Genomic DNA, 19,199 nt, shown 5'->3' on the forward strand with positions numbered 1-19,199 from the left:
CTGTAGAATTGTGGTGCAGTCGAATTTTTCGGTGAAATTCAATTTTGTTCTTCGTATTCCGTCCAGGTCTGGTTGTTGATGTTCTGATCCAGATTGGGATTATATAGTGAATTGTCGCTCTTAATGTATTCGCCTTGATTGTTCATCCAGTATTGGTTGGCTCCTGCCTCTACTTTGTAGGTTTGCCCGGTATTTGGATCGCTTACGTTAGTGTTTCCATAAATATAATCTACAAACTGTTCTTGATTGCGATCGCTTGCGGCTTGATTGGCGCGCCAGCTTGCCATATTTTGATCCATCGCGGCCATTCTGTCATTGAAACGCGCAGTGTTCTGATCGCCAAAGGATTTTATGTTGGCCATCCGCTGTTGGTGGGCGGCATTGCTCTGTTGCGCAATTTGCATGTCTTTTTGGTTAACGGCCTGTAACCATTGTGGATTTATCTGCTGGTTTAAAAGCCCGTTGATGTATTGTGTTTTAGCTTGATCAAAAGCACCTTCGGAAGCTTCCAAAACCGAATAGGTTATGCCCCAATAACCCCCATACTGGTCATACGAAACAAAATGATGCAGAATAGTTAAAAATGAAGTGCCATCAGGATCGCGCCATTCCAGCCCCATAACTGTGAAAGTTTTTTGTGATGGCATACTTTTGTAGAGTTGGTCGTCAAATTGTTTGTCCCACGCGGCAATTTGCGGCATCGGGTATTTCCGCACAAGTTTTCGGTTTATTTTGTCGGCGTATTCCATAAAGCCTTCGTTGATAACTTGCTCAATGGATTTTGGAAGCTGCACTTGCATTCCGCTCTGTTGATACATTTGGTTCATCTGCGGATCTTTGGAAAAGATAAAACTGCCGCCGCGCTCTCCGTGAATTTTTATTCCATTCGGACCGGTGTAAAGATAATCACCGCCATTTTGTTTCTGCCAAGACGAAGGAAGGGGAATGCGGGACATCACTATTCCATTTCGGGAATCTATGGTGTTAAAATATTTCATTGCATCGTTTTTAGCCATTTGGTTATCTATAGGTTCATAATTTACCGCCTCATTTTCCTCATAGGAATAATTTTCAAAATTATCCCCATCACCCACATTCGGCTGTTCCTTATTTCCCTGGAAGCAAGCCGTGAAAAAAATAGACAATAAAACGAAGGAGAAAAGAGAGATGACAGCTTTCATGAGTTGGTGTTTTTAACTTAACATCTCTACATCGAACAATCCCCTTAATTGTCATCAAAACACAATACGAAGCTCAAATACAGTTTATTGAAAATTTTGCGAGCAGTTTATTCACACTTCTTTCTGAAAATATAATTGTTGAAATGGTTATCTTTGCAGCAGATTTCAGTTTAAAAAATAAAAAACCGTATTTTTATAGCTACAATAACACAACCTATGCGCGGCCCCCTCTTTTACTCAAAAATTTTACTTTTCGGCGAATATGGAATTATCAAAGATTCCAAAGGCCTGTCAATCCCGTATAATTTTTATAACGGTGCCCTGAAAATAGACGAGCACCATACCATTTCCACACACAAATCAAACGCCAGTCTTAAACGATTTGCAGAGTATTTGGAAACGCTTCAGGCAGAGCAGCCCAATTTGGTCTCCTTTGACCTGGAAGCATTAAAGGCCGATGTGGATAGCGGTCTTTATTTTGACAGCAGCATCCCGCAGGGGTATGGCGTGGGGAGTAGCGGCGCTTTGGTAGCGGCTATTTATGATAAATATGCCAATGAGAAGATTACCGTTCTCGAAAACCTAACCCGTGAAAAATTACTTGCTTTAAAAGCAATTTTTGCTGAAATGGAATCTTTCTTCCACGGAAAATCTTCAGGATTGGATCCGTTGAACAGTTATTTGAGCCTTCCCATTTTAATCAATTCCAAAGACAATATTGAACCAGCGGGCATTCCTTCGCAAACCGAAAACGGTAAAGGCGCCGTATTTTTATTGGACAGTGGCAGCACGGGCGAAACCGCACCGATGGTCCAGATTTTTATGGAGAATATGAAGCAGGAAGGTTTTAGAAATATGCTGAAGGATCAGTTTGTAAAACATACCGATGCCTGCGTAGAGGATTTCCTGCAAGGCGACGTAAAATCGCTTTTTGGGAACATCAAGCAGCTTTCAAAGGTAGTTTTAGATAATTTTAAACCGATGATTCCCGCGCAGTTCCACAAACTCTGGAAGAAGGGAATAGACAGCAATGCGTATTATCTGAAACTTTGCGGTAGCGGCGGTGGCGGGTATATGCTGGGCTTTACAGAAGATATTGACAAAGCCCGAAAAGCCCTAAAAGATTATAAACTGGAAGTGGTTTATAGTTTTTAGGAATGACTTTCTCTGAAATTTCTTTCAGATTTCTTCAACTTTAAAATTTTATGCTGAACCGAAAACAAAAACTCTTTCTTTTAAAGTTTTTCAGCCTGTTTTCTGTGGTTCGCGGCTATAATATTCTCATTATTGTAATTGCCCAATACCTTACCAGTATTTACATCTTGGCGCCAGACTTGCCCGTACGGCAGGTTTTGTTTGATGTGAATTTATTAATGTTAGTATTGGCCTCATCTTCTGCAATCGCTGGAGGTTACATCATAAATAGTTTTTATGACAGTGAAAAAGATTTAATTAACCGCCCGCGAAAAACGATGCTCGATAAATTGGTAAGCCAACGCACCAAGCTTTCTGCCTATTTTGTGCTCAACTTTTTGTCGGTCATTTTTGCGAGCTATGTTTCTTTTCGGGCCGTGCTGTTTTTCTCGATCTATATTTTTTTCCTGTGGTTCTATTCACATAAATTGAAGAAATATCCATTTATAGGAAACATTACGGCGGCCATACTTGCAGTAATTCCTTTTTTCGCAATTTTTGTGCACTACGCAAATTTCGACATTGTGATTTTTGTGCACGCCACTTTCCTGTTTCTGCTAATCTCAATGCGCGAACTGGTAAAAGACCTCGAAAACCTAAAAGGCGATTTGGTGCACGGTTACAATACCATTCCAGTGGTCTATGGCGAAAAAACCTCAAAAAGAATGTTGACGGTTTTAAGCATATTGACCTTGGTGCCAATCATCTTGCTCATCACAAAATTCAAGGAAGAAATAGGCTATATGGATTATTATTTTTACGCAAGCATTGCCGGTTTGGCCGTGTTTCTAGCGGTTTTGTGGTATTCAAAAAACAAGATACACTATATGGCCCTGCATAATATTTTGAAATTCGCCATCGTCATCGGCGTTTTTAGCATCGTTTTAATCCACGTAGATTTATTGCTGAACAGGTTTGCTTAGAACATTTCTCCACCGACTACCGTCTAACCACTACCGACTGCGTCGAGCTTCACAAAGAGATCCCAAACCACAACACCCACGCTCACCGAAATATTCAAGGAGTGCTTCGTTCCAAACTGCGGAATCTCAATAACAGCATCGCTGGCGGAAACAACTTTTTGCTGTACGCCTTTTACTTCGTTCCCGAAAATCACCGCGTAAGTCAATTCTTTTTGAACGGAAAAATCGTTGAGGTTTACGGCGAGTTCCGCTTGCTCGATGGATGCTACAAAAACGCCTTCGCTTTGCAGTTTGGCAACCACTTCCATAATATTTTCGGCATATTCCCAATCCACGCTTTCGGTCGCGCCGAGAGCGGTCTTTTGGATGTCTTTATGTGGCGGTTTTGCGGTAATGCCGCAGAGGTAGATTTTCTTCACCAAAAAGGCATCGGCCGTACGGAAAACGGAGCCGATGTTGTTCAAACTTCGGATATTATCGAGAATAATGATCAGCGGCGTTTTTTCCGAAGCTTTGTATTCTTCAGGGTTGATGCGGTCCAGCTCGCTGTTTTTTAGTTTGCGATTTTTCATAGGGGGCAAAGTTAGCTGTTAAAAGTTAATTGGAAAAAGCTCTTTGCGGCTTTGCGGCTTTGCGAGAGAATTTTACACGCAAAGTCGCAAAGGCGCAAAGTTGGATGGAAATTGTTGATAAAACCCAATAATTCACAACCCCTTCATTTCAAAGAAAAAAGCAATTTCGTTACATTTATAGCTTCGATAAACAATAACAATAAATAATAAACAATAGTAATAAACAATAAAAAATGCCCAAGAAGGAAACCCCGTTGATGAAGCAGTACAACACGATCAAGGCCAAGTATCCCGATGCTTTGCTGCTGTTTCGCGTGGGCGATTTTTACGAAACTTTTGGGGAAGATGCCGTGCGCGCAGCGGGAATTCTAAACATTACGCTCACCCATCGTAACAACGGTGGCGATCGGACTGAGCTCGCGGGATTTCCGCACCACTCGCTAAATACATATTTGCCCAAGCTGGTAATGGCAGGCTGCCGCGTGGCAATCTGCGACCAACTGGAAGATCCAAAAATGACCAAAACCATCGTAAAACGCGGCGTTACGGAATTGGTTACTCCCGGCGTTGCTTTTAACGATGATATTTTACAATCAAAATCAAACAACTTTTTGGCCGCCGTGCATTTTGGGGCAAAGGCTTTGGGGGTTTCCTTTTTGGATGTTTCCACGGGCGAATTCTTGGTTTCGGAAGGTTCTGCGGAATATGTGGATAAATTACTGCAGAATTTCAACCCTTCCGAAGTGCTTTTTTCAAAACAGAAACGAAAGCTCTTTTCTGAAACTTTCGGCGATAATTATCACGTTTTCCATTTGGAGGATTGGATTTTTCAGACCGATTATTCCTTTGAAACGCTCACGAAACACTTTGATGTAAAAAACTTGAAAGGTTTTGGCGTGGATCATTTGGAAGAAGGCATAATTGCTGCCGGTGCGGCACTTCATTATTTAAGCGAAACGCGGCACACCAAACTGCAACATATCTCAAAATTGTCCAGAATTGCCGAAGACGAATACGTCTGGATGGATCGTTTTACCATTCGAAATTTGGAGCTGTACCATTCCAACCAGCAAAACGCGGTTACGCTTTTGGATGTGATAGACAAAACCATTTCGCCCATGGGCGGAAGGCTTTTAAAGCGGTGGATGGCGCTTCCGCTTAAAAATGCTGAAAAAATAAACCGCAGACACGAAGTAGTAAGCTTTCTATTGGACAACCTGGTTACCTTGCAAAAGATCCAACAATACACCAAGCGCATCGGTGATTTGGAGCGATTGATTTCAAAAGTGGCAACCGGAAAAGTGAACCCGCGCGAGGTTATTCAGCTTAAAAATTCCTTGGAAGCGGTCGTTCCCATAAAAGCGTTGGCACTGAATTCCAAAAACGAATCGCTAAAAATTATCGGCGAACAACTGCACGACTGCGAATTGCTTCGGAACAAAATAAGGGAAACTCTTTTCGAGGAAGCGCCCGTAAATATTCTAAAGGGAAATAGCATCGCCGAAGGTTTTTCGGAAACACTTGACGAGCTCCGGAATATTTCAGCAAATGGAAAGGAATATTTGGACGAAATGCTGGAACGCGAAACCAAGCGCACGGGTATTTCATCGCTGAAAATAGCTTCTAACAACGTTTTTGGCTATTATATTGAAGTGCGAAACACCCATAAAGAAAAGGTTCCGCCGGAATGGATCCGCAAGCAGACACTCGTAAGCGCTGAAAGATATATAACGGAAGAATTAAAGGAGTACGAAACCAAAATCCTGGGCGCGGAGGAAAAAATCCTCGCCTTGGAGCAGGAGATTTTTGCAAAACTGGTAGATTGGATGCTTCAGTTTATCGGTTCGGTGCAGCAAAATGCGGCCTTGATTGCGCAGTTGGATTGCCTGTGTTCGTTTGCAACCCAAGCCAAAGAGGCCAATTACACACGGCCATTGCTGGATGACACTTTCGATTTGGACATAAAGGAAGGCCGCCATCCGGTTATTGAAAAACAGCTTCCGCCCGATGCGCCCTATATTGCGAACGACGTTTTTCTCGACAGGGAAAACCAGCAGATCATTATGATTACTGGGCCCAATATGAGCGGTAAATCGGCCATTCTTCGGCAAACGGCTTTGATTGTGCTTTTGGCACAAATGGGCAGTTTTGTTCCGGCCTCGGCGGTACGAATGGGATGTGTGGATAAGATTTTTACAAGAGTAGGAGCGAGCGACAATATTTCGATGGGCGAATCTACCTTTATGGTCGAAATGAACGAAACGGCCAGTATTCTGAACAATCTTTCAGAGCGGAGTTTGATTCTTTTGGATGAAATTGGCCGCGGCACCAGTACTTATGATGGAATTTCCATTGCGTGGGCGATAAGTGAATACCTTCACGAGCATCCTTCGCGTGGAAAAACACTTTTTGCAACCCACTATCACGAGTTGAATGAAATGACCGAGACTTTCGCGCGCATCAAAAACTACAATGTTTCGGTAAAGGAGTTGAAGGATAACGTGCTTTTTCTTCGGAAACTGGTGCCCGGCGGAAGCCACCACAGTTTCGGAATTCACGTGGCAAAGATGGCGGGAATGCCGCAAGCGGTGCTCCAACGGGCCAATAAAATCCTAAAAAGGCTTGAAAAGAGCCACGCTTCCGAAGAATTGACCGAGGAAATGAAGACTGTTTCCAAAGAAGAGATGCAGTTGAGCTTTTTTAAACTGGACGATCCATTGCTGGAAGAACTTCGTGAGGAAATCTTAGATATTGATATTGACACACTTACGCCGGTAGAAGCGTTGATGAAGCTGAATGAAATCCGCAGAATGCTGCAGCGCAATGCTTCGGTTAAAATGAAAAAGTAAAATTCAGCAATAATTTATCAAAAAACACTTTGCTTTTGAAGTAAAATTTTTAAATTTGCTCCCGCTTTGCTTAGGAAGCGACGTTCATTAAATATTCTGCGAAAATAGCTCTCCCGATAGCTATCGGGATGGTAAGCGCCACAGAATAATATTTCTGCGAAAATAGCTCAGTTGGTAGAGCGCCACCTTGCCAAGGTGGAGGTCGCGGGTTCGAATCCCGTTTTTCGCTCAACCTTGAATGCCGATGCAATTCGGCATTTTTTGTTAAGTCCAGATTGTAATAAACAATCTATCCGAGGCTTTTGCAGGCTGAAATTAAACCTGCAAGGAGCGCAGCCGAAATGCTCGAGTGGTGGAATTGGTAGACACGCCGGACTTAAAATCCTGTGACCATTTGGTCGTGCGGGTTCAAGTCCCGCCTCGAGTACACCGCGAAACCCCTGTATTTTCAGGGGTTTCTTTTTTAAAACGCCTTTTTCAAAATATGGAAAAGGAACCAAAAAGCGAAAATCCAACTATAAGTTCACCTATAAATTTTGAAATTTGTATGGCTGAAAAATGGTTTTCAACCTATATTCAAAATCGGTCGATGGCTATTATACTGGCAGCTGTTTAGATTTCACGGAACGTTTTCAAAGGCATTTGGACAAAACCTATTTCGATTCCTATACAAGAAAGGCATCGGACTGGATTTTATATTTAGCAATAAATGGTTTGGGCTATAAGCAGGTACGGAAAATAGAAAAGCATATCAAATCCATGAAAAGCCGAAGATATATTGAGAACTTGAAAAAGTATCCTGAGATGGTGGCGTCACTTATCGAAAAATATGGTGCGGGTTCATCCCGATAGCTATCGGGACCCGCCTCGAGTACGGAATCCCCTTTGTTAATAGACATTGGGGATTTTTTATTTTGGATACCCCAGTAGTTTACGTCTTTTTCCTTTAAAATACTTTCAAATCTCGAGCAATAAAAAAAGCCCTCTCAAAATTGAAAGGGCTTCTTGTTTATTTAGCAAAATTTGTTGCTTATTGACCGTCAGTAGCGTCTTCTACAGCATCTTCGGTTTCCTCAGCAGCGTTCTCGATAGCATCGCCAGTGTCCTCAGCAGCTTCTTCGATAGCATCTCCTGTGTTCTCCATAGCTTCTTCTACATCGTTAGTTGTAGTTTCTGCAGTGTCGTCAACTTTTACGGTAGTCTCTCTGCAAGAGTAAACTGAGAATACTAGTGCAAGAGCGGCAAGTGATAAAAATACTTTTTTCATTGTTGAAATAGATTAGTGATTAATAGTGCGCAAAAGTAATTAAAAATTTAATTCAAAAGTTTTTTTCGGTTAAATATTTCCAATACCTTTTTGGAATGTGTTTTATATGCAACCGCATGTTTTTTCTGGAAGCTATATTGCTATTCTTAAAGTAATTGCCCCAAAGTTTCTGAAATTGTATTTCTTCCAAGGTAAAGAAGTTTGGTGCCTCCTTCTGGGTATTTATTGCCTCGGAAATTTCCAACTGCACTGTCTTCACATTTTTTAGGTCGTAATAAATGCCATACTTTCTTTTCAGATCATAAATCAACCAGTTTTGGTCCGCGTATCTTTTTTTAAAATGAGTTGCATTTAGAGGAAGCACATTAAAATCTGGAGCTATGGTGGCAAAATATATTCCATCTGTGGTGAGTCGGAAGCGCACAAAGGCATCCATTCTATGTTTTTCACGATTCACTTTTTTGACGGTTTTTTCAATTTCGAGTATATGACGGTTACTGAAATCCCTTTCAACATTCTCCGAAGAAGAAAGGGCGTATCTTATGTAATGGAGCATGGAGTCTTCAATACCTAAAATTTCACTGAGGAAAGCTTTGTAGAGTTTTCGTTTTCCAGAAGTTGAAATTTTCTTTGACAGCCCGTTCCAAACGCGTTTGGCCCTGTGTGAATCTGAGTCAATCACTTTCTCTGTTCCAAATAAACTTACAAGCGCGTTCTCTTTCTTGATAATTGAAACATCGTCCAGATTGTATTCATATACATGGAAAACCGAGGAAAGAAACCCCTCGAAACTGCCGTCATAGATTAGGGTGGTTTTCAAGCCGAAAGATTATTTGGAACATCAAATAAATTTAACTGAGTGCTTAATTCTTTTCTGAATTTACTGTTTGACTCATTCAAAATTAGTCCCTTCAACTGCGCCGGTGTTCTATCCTTTCCTTCAAAAATCCGGGAATTGCAGGTTATAAAGTATTTGGCCCTATTTAATGAAGCGCCGATGGATTTTAAATTTTCCCAATTTAATTTACGATACCTGCGCGCCTGCATAATTTTATGTACCGATTTGGTTCCGAAGCCCGGAACGCGTAGCAGCATGCGCATATCTGCCCTATTTATATCTATTGGAAATTGGTCTAGATTGCGCAACGCCCAACTTAATTTCGGATCTATGTCTGCTTCTAGATTTGGAAAATCCTTATTCAGCAGTTCGCGCACGTCAAAACCATAAAAGCGTAATAACCAATCGGTTTGATAAAGGCGATTTTCCCGCAGTAGCGGTACGGCCGAGCCAATGGATGGCAGCCGTGTATCGTAGCTGATAGGAACATAACCCGAATAATAGACCCGTTTAAGGTTAAACGACTTGTAAAAATAGGCCGATGTGTACATAATTTCGGCATCGCTCTCGCCACTGGCGCCCACGATCATTTGTGTACTCTGCCCTGCAGGCGCATAGATAGGAACTTTTTTCAAAAGCTTTTTTTCATTCTTATATTGAATGATTTCATTTTTAACCTTTTCCATCGGTTTAATAAAATCTTTCCGATTTTTTTCCGGAGCCAAAAGTTTTAGACCTTTGTCGGTGGGAATTTCAATATTTACCGAAAGCCGATCTGCGTATAGTCCGGCCTCCCGCATTAGTTCATCGCTCGCCCCTGGAATTGATTTTAGATGGATATAGCCGTTGAAATTTTCTTCCTCCCGAAGTTTTTTTGCCACTGCAATCAAGCGTTCCATAGTATAATCCGCATTTTTAAAGATGCCGCTGCTCAAAAAGAGGCCTTCTATATAATTTCGTCTATAGAAATTAATGGTGAGATCCACTACTTCCTGTACTTTAAAGGCAGCGCGTTTTATATCGTTGCTTTTGCGGGTAACGCAGTAGGCACAATCAAAAATGCAATGATTGGTCAGCAATATTTTTAAAAGGGAAACACATCTTCCATCTTCAGTATAACTGTGGCAGATACCCATCCCGCTGCTATTGCCGAGGCCTTTATTCTTGTTTTCTCTTTTGCTTCCGCTGGAGGAACAGGAAACATCATATTTGGCAGCATCTGCTAAGATGCTGAGCTTTTCATTTATTCTTTCAAAATCCATAGCATTATTTGGAGGATGTCCAAAAATAGGGAAATATTCCAAAACTATTGGATATAATCCAAATTTTTTATAGGATATTTTCCAATAATTTCTATATTTGTGTATGAAATCACAACTAACCATAGAAGCTCAACGTTTTAAAAAACTTAGGGAAGAGCTACGGCATACGCAGCAATCGTTTGCCGAACTACTGGATATAGGAGCCACTACGGCCGATATAGAAAGGGGAAAGACCAAAATAACGGGAAAAATCATTATGGAGCTAATGGCCCAATTCAATATAAATCCGCTTTGGCTCTACGGCAAAAGTTTTGAAAAATATATTGATACGAGCCGCGGCGATGTGAGCCCCAAGGTTATAACCGTGGATAATACGGGGAATGATAGTATTCTGTTGGTAAATCAAAAGGCGGCGGCGGGTTACCCGAACAATATTCACGATACAGGCTGGTATCAAACCTTGCCGGCGTTCAATATTCCATTGCCTGAATATAGAAATGCATCCTATCGCGGGTTTCAGGTTGAGGGAGACAGTATGTTACCCAGCATAAAACCGAATGAATGGGTTTTGGGCCGTGCCGTGCCCAGCATACACGAAGCTGCCGATAGCAAGATTTACATCGTTGTTCTTAGGGATTCCGTCCTGGTAAAAAAACTTCAAAAAATACCGAATAACCCCCAGAGCATCCGGCTCATTAGCCTAAATGATGAATATTTGCCCATAGATGTAAAAGTTAGGGATATTCAGGAGCTCTGGTTGGTAAATAGCAAATTGAGTTTTGGTCTCGATGAACCTTCGGAAAGTAATTTGTTAAGACAGCTACAACAATCTATGGAAGAACTAAAGGCCCAAATGAAGGGGATGAGCCAAAAAAAAACCGACTGATATAAGTCGGTTTTTTAGTTTTAAATGCGGGGGGAACTTAATTGTTCTCGTCAATTTTTATTTTGGTATCGCCATCCTCGTCCTTTTTAATCTTCACCTCCTTTTCATCTGTTTCCATTTTTATTTTGGTGTCGCCGCCGTCTTCTTTAATCTTCACGTCGGCTCCATCAGCCTGCATTTCCTGGATGATGGCTTCTTCTTCTGTTACTTCTTCCTTATTTTCTCGGCAAGAAATAAAACTTGCAGCTATAAAGGCCGCGCTCAAGGTAAATAATGCTACTTTTTTCATAATTGTTGATTTTAAAATTAATTAGGGTGTTTAGTTTAATTTGATTTAAATATCATCGGTTCCACCAGTACCGGTGTTTTCCTTAATTTCGTTGACTCCTTCCTGTATTGTATTTTCCACAGGATCGGTAGAGTCGTCATCTGTCATATCCTTCACTTCATCTTCCACGTCGTCAGCAGCGTCATTCACATCGTCTGCAACATCTTCAATATCATCAGCTTTCTTGTTTTCACGACACGAAATAAAACTAGTACCGAATGTGAACATAAGTGCTAGAATTAAAATGGATTTTTTCATAATTTAAGGTTTTAAGGTTGTAATTTGGAATTAATCATCGTTTCCAATGTCCTCAATTTTCTTATCGATTTCCTCGTTTACTTCTTTGTCCACTTCCTTTGCGGCCCTTTCTAGTATGCCCTCATTTTCCCGTGTTTCAGGTTCCACTTCTACTTCTACCTCTCGAATTACTTCCCTGGTTTCAGTCTTTTGCTCGCGGCAAGAACCGAAGGCTAATGGAATGATGGCAAGGGCAATAAATAGTCTTTTCATAATTAGATTGTTTTTAATTGTTAAAACAAAGCTAGCTTTTTAAATTTCTCAAATGTATAATTAAATACTAAAAATTGTGAAAAGTGTATTAATTCGGATATTTCGATTCAAAAATTGATGCAATTTTCCCAATAAAATGTTTAAAAATGATTTTTTATTGAGCGATATGCCGCATTATTTTCGCCGTGGCCCCTGTGTTTTTGTTCACAAAATGTCCCGAAATCATTCCTGTTTTGGTTCTGAAATCTTTGTTTTCCACTAGTTTATTTAAAGTTTCCGAGCATTCCGAAGCATTCTTAATGGAGAACAAACCTGCCAAGTCCCGCAGACGGATGGCCTCGGGAAATTCACCATAATTTTTTCCAATCACGATGGGAACGCCAAATGTGGCGGGTTCCAAAATATTGTGGAGCCCGGTGCTGCCCATTGCCCCGCCCACATAGGCAACATCCGCATAACTGTAAAGTTTGCTCAGCAACCCGATGCAGTCGATGATTAAAACGTCATAATCTGAAATATTCACTTCATCTTTATTGGAATGGAGCACTGTTTTTTTGACGATTTTTTTAGTGAATTCTGAAATTTTATCGGCTTCAATTTTATGGGGAGCAATGATGAATTTTACATTTTCGGGTGCAGCATTGATATAATTCAAGAGTACGACTTCATCTTCCGGCCACGTACTTCCACAGACAATACAGAGTGAATTTCCTTTAAAATCCTCGGCAAATTTCAGGGTGTTGTCCATTTCAATTTGATGCGAGACCCGGTCAAAACGTGTATCCCCGCTCACAGTTACATTGCTGAAGCCGATGTTTTTCAGAAGTTCTTCAGAATTTTCATCTTGGAGAAAAAAGTGATCGAAACTTTGTAGCGCCTTTCGCATAAACCCGCCGTAGCTCTTAAAAAAGATCTGATCCTTCCTAAAAACGCCGGAAACCAAATAGGTGGGCACGTTCTTCTTTTGAAGTTCGAAAAGATAGTTTGGCCAAAATTCATATTTTACGAAAAGCGCCATTGTGGGATGAACTGCCGCCAAAAACTTTTTTGCGTTGGCCCGTATATCCATTGGCAAATAAACCACCACGTCTGCCAAAGGCGTATTCTTTTTCACCTCAAAACCTGATGGCGAAAAAAAACTGACCACTATTTTATGGTCCGGCCTTTGTTTTTTAATGGCTTCCATAATGGGAACGCCTTGTTCAAATTCCCCCAACGAGGCACAGTGGAACCAAATGGTTTTATCTTCTGAAGAGATTTTTTGCTCAAGAATTTCAAAAACGTCCTTTCTGCCGTTCACAAAAAGTTTCATTTTCTTGTTGAACAGCGCCACAATCCGCAAACCGAAGGAGGCCAAATGAATCGATAAATTATAGATTGTGTGCATAGGTGGTAAAAATACCAAATTTCAAGTATCAAATCCTAAATATGTAATTTCAATCCCGATAACTATCGAAACCAAATTCCAAATTAACGAATCCCTACATATCAAATATCATTTTCGTAATTTTACCGCATTCGAGAAATTAAAAGTTCAATTTAAAAGATACCCGCCTGCGCGGGCATGTTATGAAGAAAATACAAATGGTCGACCTGAAAGGGCAATATGAAAAGATAAAGGAGCGCGTGGACAGTTCCATTATGAACGTAATTGAAACCACCGCTTTTGTGAACGGCCCCGAGGTCCACGAATTTCAAAAGGAACTTGAGGAATATTTGGGGGTAAAACACGTAATTCCCTGTGCAAACGGCACCGATGCGCTGCAGATTGCAATGATGGGGCTTGGCCTAAAACCGGGCGACGAGGTTATAACGGCCGATTTCACTTTTGCCGCCACCGTGGAGGTTATTGCGCTTTTGCAGTTAACGCCAGTGTTGGTAGATGTGGATCCTATCAATTTCAATATAGATGTAGAAGCCATAAAAAAAGCGATTACCCCAAAAACCAGAGCCATAGTCCCCGTGCATCTTTTTGGCCTTGCAGCAAATATGGACGAAATTATGGCCATTGCCGAAGAACACGATCTGTATGTAATTGAGGACAATGCCCAGGGAATTGGCGCTGATTATACCTGGCCGGACGGCACAAAACAAAAGACGGGCACCATTGGCCACGTAGCCTCAACCTCCTTTTTTCCCTCGAAAAATTTAGGCTGCTACGGAGACGGCGGCGCCATATTTACCAATGACGATGATCTGGCACACATCATTCGCGGGATTGTAAACCACGGAATGTACGTTCGCTACCATCACGATGTGGTGGGGGTAAACAGCAGGCTGGATTCCATTCAAGCCGCGGTGCTTCGGGCAAAATTGCACCATTTGGACGAATACAATGCGGCGCGCCGAAATGCAGCCAGAAAGTATAGTGAAGCTTTCGCCGGAATAGCAAATATAGTCACGCCCACGGGCTTTTGCGACAACACCCAAACCATTTGCGATGTTTGCGACTGCCACGTTTTTCACCAATACACCTTAAAAATTTTAAATGCAGATCGGGATGCTTTGGTAAACCACTTAAACGAAAAGGGAATTCCTTGTGGCGTATATTATCCCATTCCCTTGCACCTTCAAAAAGCGTATAAAGACGAGCGCTATAAGGAAGAAGATTTTGCGGTTACCAATCAGTTGGTGAAAGAGGTAATTTCACTGCCCATGCACACCGAGCTTGATGACGAGCAGATAGATTATATTACCAAAACCGTGATTGATTTTATTCAGAAATAATAATTAAAGAGATACCCGCCTGCGCGGGCATGATAATGAAAAAAATACTCGTAACAGGCGGCTTGGGCTATATAGGGTCCCACACCGTTGTAGAACTTCAGAATTCAGGTTATCAGGTTATAATAATTGATAACCTTTCCAACGCTTCCTTGGATGTTTTAGAGGGCATTACCAACATAACCAAAACCCCTCCGGCCTTTGAAAGGCTCGACTTGCGCCTAAAAGCCGATGTTGCGGATTTTTTTAAACGGAACCAGGATATTGAGGGAATAATACATTTCGCGGCCAGTAAGGCAGTGGGCGAAAGTGTGCAAAATCCGTTGCTCTATTATGAAAACAACCTCAACACCTTAATTTACCTGCTACAGGAATGCAATGCCCACGGTATTGAAAACTTCATCTTCAGTTCGTCCTGTACGGTTTATGGCGAGCCCGACTCGCTTCCCATTACAGAAGACGCACCCGTAAAATCAGCGACTTCGCCTTATGGAAATACCAAACAAATAAGTGAGGAAATATTGAAGGATACGTGTTCCATTTCAGCCTTAAAATCAATTGCGCTGCGATATTTCAACCCTATTGGAGCCCATGAAACGGCAGAGATAGGCGAGCTTCCCGCGGGAGTGCCCCAAAACCTCGTTCCGTTCATTACGCAAACGGCTGCGGGAGTTCGGGAGCAACTTTCCGTATTTGGCGATGATTACCCTACCGAAGACGGCAGTTGCATCCGTGATTACATACACGTGGTAGATTTGGCAAAGGCACACGTTATCGCATTGCAGCGATTGCTTTCAAAGAAGAATCAGTCAAATTATGAAGTTTTCAATTTAGGAACGGGCAGAGGAAGTTCTGTTTTGGAAGTGGTGAATTCCTTTGAAAAAACTACCGGTGAAAACCTGAACTATAAAATTGTGGATCGCCGCCCCGGCGATGTAATCGCCGTGTATGCCGATACCCAAAAAGCAAATAAGGAATTAGGCTGGAAAGCCGAAAAAACCATGGAAGATGCCCTAAAATCCGCCTGGAAGTGGGAGAAAAAAATACGCAAAATTAAGTAATTGTTACTCAATAACGTTTCACTATCCTTTTACCTATCAGCGGTTACGATAATCTAACCCACCATTCACCTGCCACACTGAGTGCAGTCAAAGTGAACCTCCAAAACCTGCCCCACGGAGCGCAGCCGTAGTGCAGCACCCAGCACCCAGCACCCAGCACCCTTCACCCAGCACCCTTCACCCATCACCCATTACCCCCAAAACATTTTTCGATGACATTTCACCACTTTCCCGATACACCTACATAATCCTTAATTAATCAAATTATGAAAACCACAATTACCATTTTCGCATTGGCAGTGGCACTATTCACTGCACAAGCCCAAGACCCATCTATCATCTGGCAAAAAACCATAGGCGGTAGCGACACCGATTTTTCAACAGTATTTCAAACTACAAATGATGGCGGCTACATCCTGGGCGGCTATTCCACAAGTAATATTTCCGGGGAAAAAACTGAGAATAGTAACGGCGCCATCGATATTTGGATCGTAAAAATTGACGGCTCCGGCAACATTCAATGGCAAAACACCATCGGGGGCAGCGGCGACGACTTTCTTATTTCACTTCAACAAACAACTGATGGCGGCTATATTGTAGGCGCTGGTTCAGACTCGAACATCTCAGGAGACAAAACCGAAAACTCCCGTGGCGGCTTGGATTATTGGATCCTAAAACTGGATGCTTCCGGCAACATCACCTGGCAAAAAACCTACGGCGGCAACCAGCCGGAATTTGACACCTATATAGTGGAAACCGCAGATGGCGGCTATTTTGTGGGCGGCTATTCTGATAGTGACGTAAACGGCGACAAGACCGTTCCCTCTAATGGACAGCGTGATTTTTGGGCATTAAAGCTCGACGCCAGTGGAAATATCGTGTGGCAAAAAAGCATCGGCGGTAGTTTGGTAGACCGTCCCCAGGCAGCATTTCAAACTTCTGATGGAGGTTATATAATAGGAGGTTTCTCAAACTCTCCCATCTCTGGCGATAAAACCGAAAACACCAGGGGCGGTAATGACTATTGGATAGTAAAACTGGATGAAAACGGCCTGGTAGAATGGAACCGTACTTATGGAGGCAATGACAGCGATGTGCTACGGGATATGATACAATTGAATAACGGCGGCTTTTTGGTGGCCGGATATTCAAAATCGAATATTTCCGGAGATAAAAGCGAGAACTCCCAAGGCGACTATGACGGCTGGATACTAAAGCTCGACGGCAGCGGAAATTTAGACTGGCAAAACACCATAGGCGGTAGCGGAATAGACTATCCCAGAGATATTCAGCAACTTGCAGACGGCGCTTTTATGCTTGCCTGCTGGAGCAATAGCAATATAAGTGGCGATAAAACCGAAAATTCAAACGGCGGCTATGATTTTTGGTTGCTTCGGCTCAATACAGACGGCAGCATTGTATCGCAAAACTCCATTGGTGGCTCCGCAGACGAAAGCGGCTCTTACATTCTCCCAACCACAGACGGTAACTTTGTAATGTTCTGCTCCTCAGACAGCAATATATCAGGCGACAAAACTGAAAACAGCAGAGGCTTGGATGATTATTGGATTTTTAAGACAACCCCCGCAGTCCTCGGAATTTCCCAAAACAATTTCGGAGTTTCCCTAACCGCCTATCCCAATCCCACAACCGGAAAATTCACCATCAATCTGGGCGAAAGCTTTGCAGAAAGTACCGTTCATATCACAAACTTATTGGGGCAGGCAGTTTCGACTACCCATTATAAAAACGCACAATTATTGGACGTGGAAATAAACGGGGCAGCAGGCCTCTACCTTGCCACCGTAACAACTTCAGAAGGTAAACGAACCACCATAAAAATAACAAAACAGTAATTTTTTTCATTTCTCGTGGCCAAACTGCAAAAGCTCCCATAAAAAGGAGCTTTTGCTTTAATAGCCCTCCCCGCTAACCTGTCCTTTTCAACTTTACTTTTTACTTTCAGATATAAAAGTTTAAAAATCATTATCTTCACAAAAGAATACACAAGAAATCATCCTCATCCGTTGGCTAATTACCATCTGTGAAAAGTGTTTATTCTTCTATTTTTAAGACCGAAAAGGTTCCAATTTTTAAAATAAGCTCTTATGAAAAAAGCATTCATCATTTTAACAACAGTCCTCTTTGCAACAGTGGCCCAAGGCCAAACCCTAACCCAGCAGGATCTTATGGGCACTTGGCTTGTTAGCAACGTTGAAAACACCAACAGCAACCCAAAAATGGCCAGTGCCATGGCCGATGCAGTAATCAATCTTTACGCCGACAACAGTTTTGAGATAAAGGAAAAGCAACAAAGCGGTGCAAACTATACATACAAGACCACCACCCATAAAAACGCCACCTGGAGCTACAACCCAAGCACCCAGACCATAAGCACCACCCGCTCAAAAATGGAACTAAAAATAACGCAGACCGGAGGCAAAACCTATTTTACCGATACCGATAGCGGTCTTAAGTTTGAGGTAACAAAGCCCATATAAAAATCCTGTTCTCCCCTTTTATAAAAAAACCCATTGCACCCATATAAAAGGCAATGGGTTTTTCAATTTAACCCACCCCAAAAAAAATCCGACAACCAACTACCAACTACCAACTACCGACTACCAACTACCGACTACCGACTACCGACTACAGACCACCACCTACCACCTACCACCTACCAAAAAAAAATTCCCCTCTTTACGGGAAACCGTAAAAAACTCTCAAAACACCATTATAAATTTGACATATTAATCCCTTAAACCAAATTTATCATGAGTTCAAAATCTGAAGTAGGCCACAACAAGAATGTTGCAAACTATAAGGCCGCCTACACCATTCTGGAAGAGATGGGATCGCTCTACAATCCCACAAACACACAAATCCTGCTTACCAATCTGGAACCCCTCAGGACCACCCTCACGGGCCAGATAGACCAGCTAGATGCCAGCCTCGCAGAGTATCGCGCAGATGTGGCAGACAGAAAAAACGCCATAGCCCTCATGGACAAAAAAGCCACCAAGATCAACCAGTACTTCCACTCGCTGGACGTGCCAGAAAACGAAAAGCAAAACATTGCCGCCCAGGTAAAACTCATCCGGGGCGACAGCAAAAAGAAGACCACTCCACCCCCCAATGAAGAAGAGGAAAATCACATCTCCACCAGCCGCCAGAGTTTTGACAATAAGGTGGCAAACTTCAATACCCTTATAGCCCAACTGGAGCAGTTCAGCGAGTACGCCCCAAATGAAGACGAAATAAAGCTACCAACCCTACGCAGCTATACCGAAGCGCTAGAAACCCTCAACGAGCGCGTACACGTAAGCGGCGATGGTCTTATCACCGCCCGGGCCGCCCGCAACAACAGCCTCTATTACGGCACCCCAAACGTACTGGCACTAATAAAAAACATAAAAGCCTATGTACGCTCCCTAGGTTTGGCCGGCGAGCCCTATTATAAGGCCCTTGTTAGGTTAAAGTTCTCAAAACCCGTAAAATAACCTGGGTCGTACCCCAAAAAAGAACCCCTCCTCCATTTCTCATTTTTGGAGGAGGTGGTTTTTTAAACCGCTCAAAAAAAATAAAAAAAGTGATAAAAATGAGG

Annotated in this window: 18 protein-coding genes and 2 tRNA genes; 12 read left to right on the forward strand and 8 right to left on the reverse strand. The window is 42.3% G+C overall.

Annotated elements, in window-relative coordinates; all coding sequences use genetic code 11:
* Window positions 1-38: 38 nt before the first annotated feature.
* Complete coding sequence (locus tag MB09_RS12310; protein WP_131459916.1) at window positions 39-1,181, reverse strand: hypothetical protein; 1,143 nt, start codon at window positions 1,179-1,181, stop codon at window positions 39-41.
* Window positions 1,182-1,397: 216 nt separating this feature from the next.
* Between MB09_RS12310 and MB09_RS12315 the strand changes: the two genes are divergently transcribed.
* Together MB09_RS12315 and MB09_RS12320 are read left to right on the forward strand one after the other, a co-directional pair.
* A complete protein-coding gene (locus tag MB09_RS12315) occupies window positions 1,398-2,336 on the forward strand; it encodes a mevalonate kinase family protein (RefSeq protein ID WP_045081218.1) in 939 nt (312 codons plus the stop codon).
* Window positions 2,337-2,386: 50 nt separating this feature from the next.
* A complete protein-coding gene (locus tag MB09_RS12320) occupies window positions 2,387-3,298 on the forward strand; it encodes a geranylgeranylglycerol-phosphate geranylgeranyltransferase (protein ID WP_045081219.1) in 912 nt (303 codons plus the stop codon).
* Window positions 3,299-3,321: 23 nt separating this feature from the next.
* On the opposite strand, the gene MB09_RS12325 is transcribed toward MB09_RS12320, so the two are convergent.
* Window positions 3,322-3,870 carry a TrmH family RNA methyltransferase gene (locus MB09_RS12325; RefSeq protein WP_045081220.1) on the reverse strand — a complete coding sequence of 183 codons (549 nt, stop codon included), beginning with the start codon at window positions 3,868-3,870 and terminating at the stop codon, window positions 3,322-3,324.
* A 233-nt stretch (window positions 3,871-4,103) separates the two neighbouring features.
* Here MB09_RS12325 and mutS point away from each other — a divergent pair, with 233 nt between their 5' ends.
* The 4 genes from mutS to MB09_RS12345 all read left to right on the forward strand — a co-directional run bounded on the left by mutS (window position 4,104) and on the right by MB09_RS12345 (window position 7,571).
* Window positions 4,104-6,719, forward strand: a complete 2,616-nt coding sequence (gene mutS / locus MB09_RS12330) for a DNA mismatch repair protein MutS (RefSeq protein WP_045081221.1) — start codon at window positions 4,104-4,106, stop codon at window positions 6,717-6,719.
* 156 nt (window positions 6,720-6,875) lie between these two features.
* Window positions 6,876-6,948: transfer RNA gene (locus tag MB09_RS12335), tRNA-Gly, on the forward strand.
* A 114-nt stretch (window positions 6,949-7,062) separates the two neighbouring features.
* Window positions 7,063-7,146, forward strand: a tRNA-Leu gene (locus MB09_RS12340).
* A gap of 131 nt (window positions 7,147-7,277) precedes the next feature.
* The gene (locus MB09_RS12345; protein WP_045081222.1) at window positions 7,278-7,571 is read left to right on the forward strand and encodes a GIY-YIG nuclease family protein; all 294 of its coding nucleotides are present in this window, start codon (window positions 7,278-7,280) and stop codon (window positions 7,569-7,571) included.
* A 467-nt stretch (window positions 7,572-8,038) separates the two neighbouring features.
* On the opposite strand, the gene MB09_RS12355 is transcribed toward MB09_RS12345, so the two are convergent.
* The gene (locus MB09_RS12355) at window positions 8,039-8,806 is read right to left on the reverse strand and encodes a TIGR03915 family putative DNA repair protein (protein ID WP_045081224.1); all 768 of its coding nucleotides are present in this window, start codon (window positions 8,804-8,806) and stop codon (window positions 8,039-8,041) included.
* Window positions 8,803-10,086: a putative DNA modification/repair radical SAM protein gene (locus MB09_RS12360; protein WP_045081290.1), complete on the reverse strand. Its 1,284-nt coding sequence runs from the start codon at window positions 10,084-10,086 to the stop codon at window positions 8,803-8,805. Before MB09_RS12360 ends, MB09_RS12355 begins: the two co-directional genes overlap by 4 nt.
* 103 nt (window positions 10,087-10,189) lie before the next feature.
* On the opposite strand from MB09_RS12360, the gene MB09_RS12365 reads away from it, so the two are divergent.
* A complete protein-coding gene (locus MB09_RS12365) occupies window positions 10,190-10,972 on the forward strand; it encodes a LexA family transcriptional regulator (RefSeq protein WP_045081225.1) in 783 nt (260 codons plus the stop codon).
* 37 nt (window positions 10,973-11,009) lie between these two features.
* On the opposite strand, the gene MB09_RS12370 is transcribed toward MB09_RS12365, so the two are convergent.
* The 4 genes from MB09_RS12370 to MB09_RS12385 form a co-directional block, all read right to left on the reverse strand.
* The gene (locus MB09_RS12370; protein WP_045081226.1) at window positions 11,010-11,261 is read right to left on the reverse strand and encodes a hypothetical protein; all 252 of its coding nucleotides are present in this window, start codon (window positions 11,259-11,261) and stop codon (window positions 11,010-11,012) included.
* Between the two features lie 45 nt (window positions 11,262-11,306).
* Complete coding sequence (locus MB09_RS12375; protein ID WP_045081227.1) at window positions 11,307-11,558, reverse strand: hypothetical protein; 252 nt, start codon at window positions 11,556-11,558, stop codon at window positions 11,307-11,309.
* A 30-nt stretch (window positions 11,559-11,588) separates the two neighbouring features.
* On the reverse strand, window positions 11,589-11,810 hold the full coding sequence (locus tag MB09_RS12380) for a hypothetical protein (RefSeq protein ID WP_045081228.1): 222 nt from the start codon (window positions 11,808-11,810) through the stop codon (window positions 11,589-11,591).
* Window positions 11,811-11,964: 154 nt separating this feature from the next.
* Window positions 11,965-13,197, reverse strand: a complete 1,233-nt coding sequence (locus MB09_RS12385; RefSeq protein ID WP_045081229.1) for a 3-deoxy-D-manno-octulosonic acid transferase — start codon at window positions 13,195-13,197, stop codon at window positions 11,965-11,967.
* Window positions 13,198-13,379: 182 nt separating this feature from the next.
* Here MB09_RS12385 and MB09_RS12390 point away from each other — a divergent pair, with 182 nt between their 5' ends.
* From MB09_RS12390 to MB09_RS12410, 5 genes are all read left to right on the forward strand, one after another.
* Window positions 13,380-14,537, forward strand: a complete 1,158-nt coding sequence (locus tag MB09_RS12390; protein ID WP_045081230.1) for a DegT/DnrJ/EryC1/StrS family aminotransferase — start codon at window positions 13,380-13,382, stop codon at window positions 14,535-14,537.
* 35 nt (window positions 14,538-14,572) lie between these two features.
* Window positions 14,573-15,595 carry a UDP-glucose 4-epimerase GalE gene (gene galE / locus MB09_RS12395; protein WP_045081231.1) on the forward strand — a complete coding sequence of 341 codons (1,023 nt, stop codon included), beginning with the start codon at window positions 14,573-14,575 and terminating at the stop codon, window positions 15,593-15,595.
* Between the two features lie 266 nt (window positions 15,596-15,861).
* On the forward strand, window positions 15,862-17,451 hold the full coding sequence (locus MB09_RS12400; protein WP_045081232.1) for a T9SS type A sorting domain-containing protein: 1,590 nt from the start codon (window positions 15,862-15,864) through the stop codon (window positions 17,449-17,451).
* A 252-nt stretch (window positions 17,452-17,703) separates the two neighbouring features.
* A complete protein-coding gene (locus tag MB09_RS12405; protein ID WP_045081233.1) occupies window positions 17,704-18,096 on the forward strand; it encodes a hypothetical protein in 393 nt (130 codons plus the stop codon).
* 273 nt (window positions 18,097-18,369) lie between these two features.
* Window positions 18,370-19,095 carry a hypothetical protein gene (locus tag MB09_RS12410; protein ID WP_045081234.1) on the forward strand — a complete coding sequence of 242 codons (726 nt, stop codon included), beginning with the start codon at window positions 18,370-18,372 and terminating at the stop codon, window positions 19,093-19,095.
* Window positions 19,096-19,199 lie beyond the last annotated feature (104 nt).

The sequence above is a fragment of the Aequorivita vladivostokensis genome (assembly GCF_000952855.1).
GTDB classification, from domain to species: Bacteria; Bacteroidota; Bacteroidia; order Flavobacteriales; family Flavobacteriaceae; genus Aequorivita; species Aequorivita vladivostokensis.

What these genes read in the sequence shown, in the direction of transcription:
- MB09_RS12310 (WP_131459916.1), bottom strand. Translation starts at nt 1,181, where the DNA reads ATGAAAGCTGTCATCTCTCTTTTCTCCTTCGTTTTATTGTCTATTTTT.
- MB09_RS12375 (WP_045081227.1), bottom strand. Translation starts at nt 11,558, where the DNA reads ATGAAAAAATCCATTTTAATTCTAGCACTTATGTTCACATTCGGTACT.
- MB09_RS12320 (WP_045081219.1), top strand. Translation starts at nt 2,387, where the DNA reads ATGCTGAACCGAAAACAAAAACTCTTTCTTTTAAAGTTTTTCAGCCTG.
- galE (WP_045081231.1), top strand. Translation starts at nt 14,573, where the DNA reads ATGAAAAAAATACTCGTAACAGGCGGCTTGGGCTATATAGGGTCCCAC.
- MB09_RS12410 (WP_045081234.1), top strand. Translation starts at nt 18,370, where the DNA reads ATGAGTTCAAAATCTGAAGTAGGCCACAACAAGAATGTTGCAAACTAT.
- MB09_RS12400 (WP_045081232.1), top strand. Translation starts at nt 15,862, where the DNA reads ATGAAAACCACAATTACCATTTTCGCATTGGCAGTGGCACTATTCACT.
- MB09_RS12360 (WP_045081290.1), bottom strand. Translation starts at nt 10,086, where the DNA reads ATGGATTTTGAAAGAATAAATGAAAAGCTCAGCATCTTAGCAGATGCT.
- MB09_RS12370 (WP_045081226.1), bottom strand. Translation starts at nt 11,261, where the DNA reads ATGAAAAAAGTAGCATTATTTACCTTGAGCGCGGCCTTTATAGCTGCA.
- MB09_RS12325 (WP_045081220.1), bottom strand. Translation starts at nt 3,870, where the DNA reads ATGAAAAATCGCAAACTAAAAAACAGCGAGCTGGACCGCATCAACCCT.
- MB09_RS12365 (WP_045081225.1), top strand. Translation starts at nt 10,190, where the DNA reads ATGAAATCACAACTAACCATAGAAGCTCAACGTTTTAAAAAACTTAGG.
- mutS (WP_045081221.1), top strand. Translation starts at nt 4,104, where the DNA reads ATGCCCAAGAAGGAAACCCCGTTGATGAAGCAGTACAACACGATCAAG.
- MB09_RS12345 (WP_045081222.1), top strand. Translation starts at nt 7,278, where the DNA reads ATGGTTTTCAACCTATATTCAAAATCGGTCGATGGCTATTATACTGGC.
- MB09_RS12315 (WP_045081218.1), top strand. Translation starts at nt 1,398, where the DNA reads ATGCGCGGCCCCCTCTTTTACTCAAAAATTTTACTTTTCGGCGAATAT.
- MB09_RS12390 (WP_045081230.1), top strand. Translation starts at nt 13,380, where the DNA reads ATGAAGAAAATACAAATGGTCGACCTGAAAGGGCAATATGAAAAGATA.
- MB09_RS12405 (WP_045081233.1), top strand. Translation starts at nt 17,704, where the DNA reads ATGAAAAAAGCATTCATCATTTTAACAACAGTCCTCTTTGCAACAGTG.
- MB09_RS12385 (WP_045081229.1), bottom strand. Translation starts at nt 13,197, where the DNA reads ATGCACACAATCTATAATTTATCGATTCATTTGGCCTCCTTCGGTTTG.
- MB09_RS12380 (WP_045081228.1), bottom strand. Translation starts at nt 11,810, where the DNA reads ATGAAAAGACTATTTATTGCCCTTGCCATCATTCCATTAGCCTTCGGT.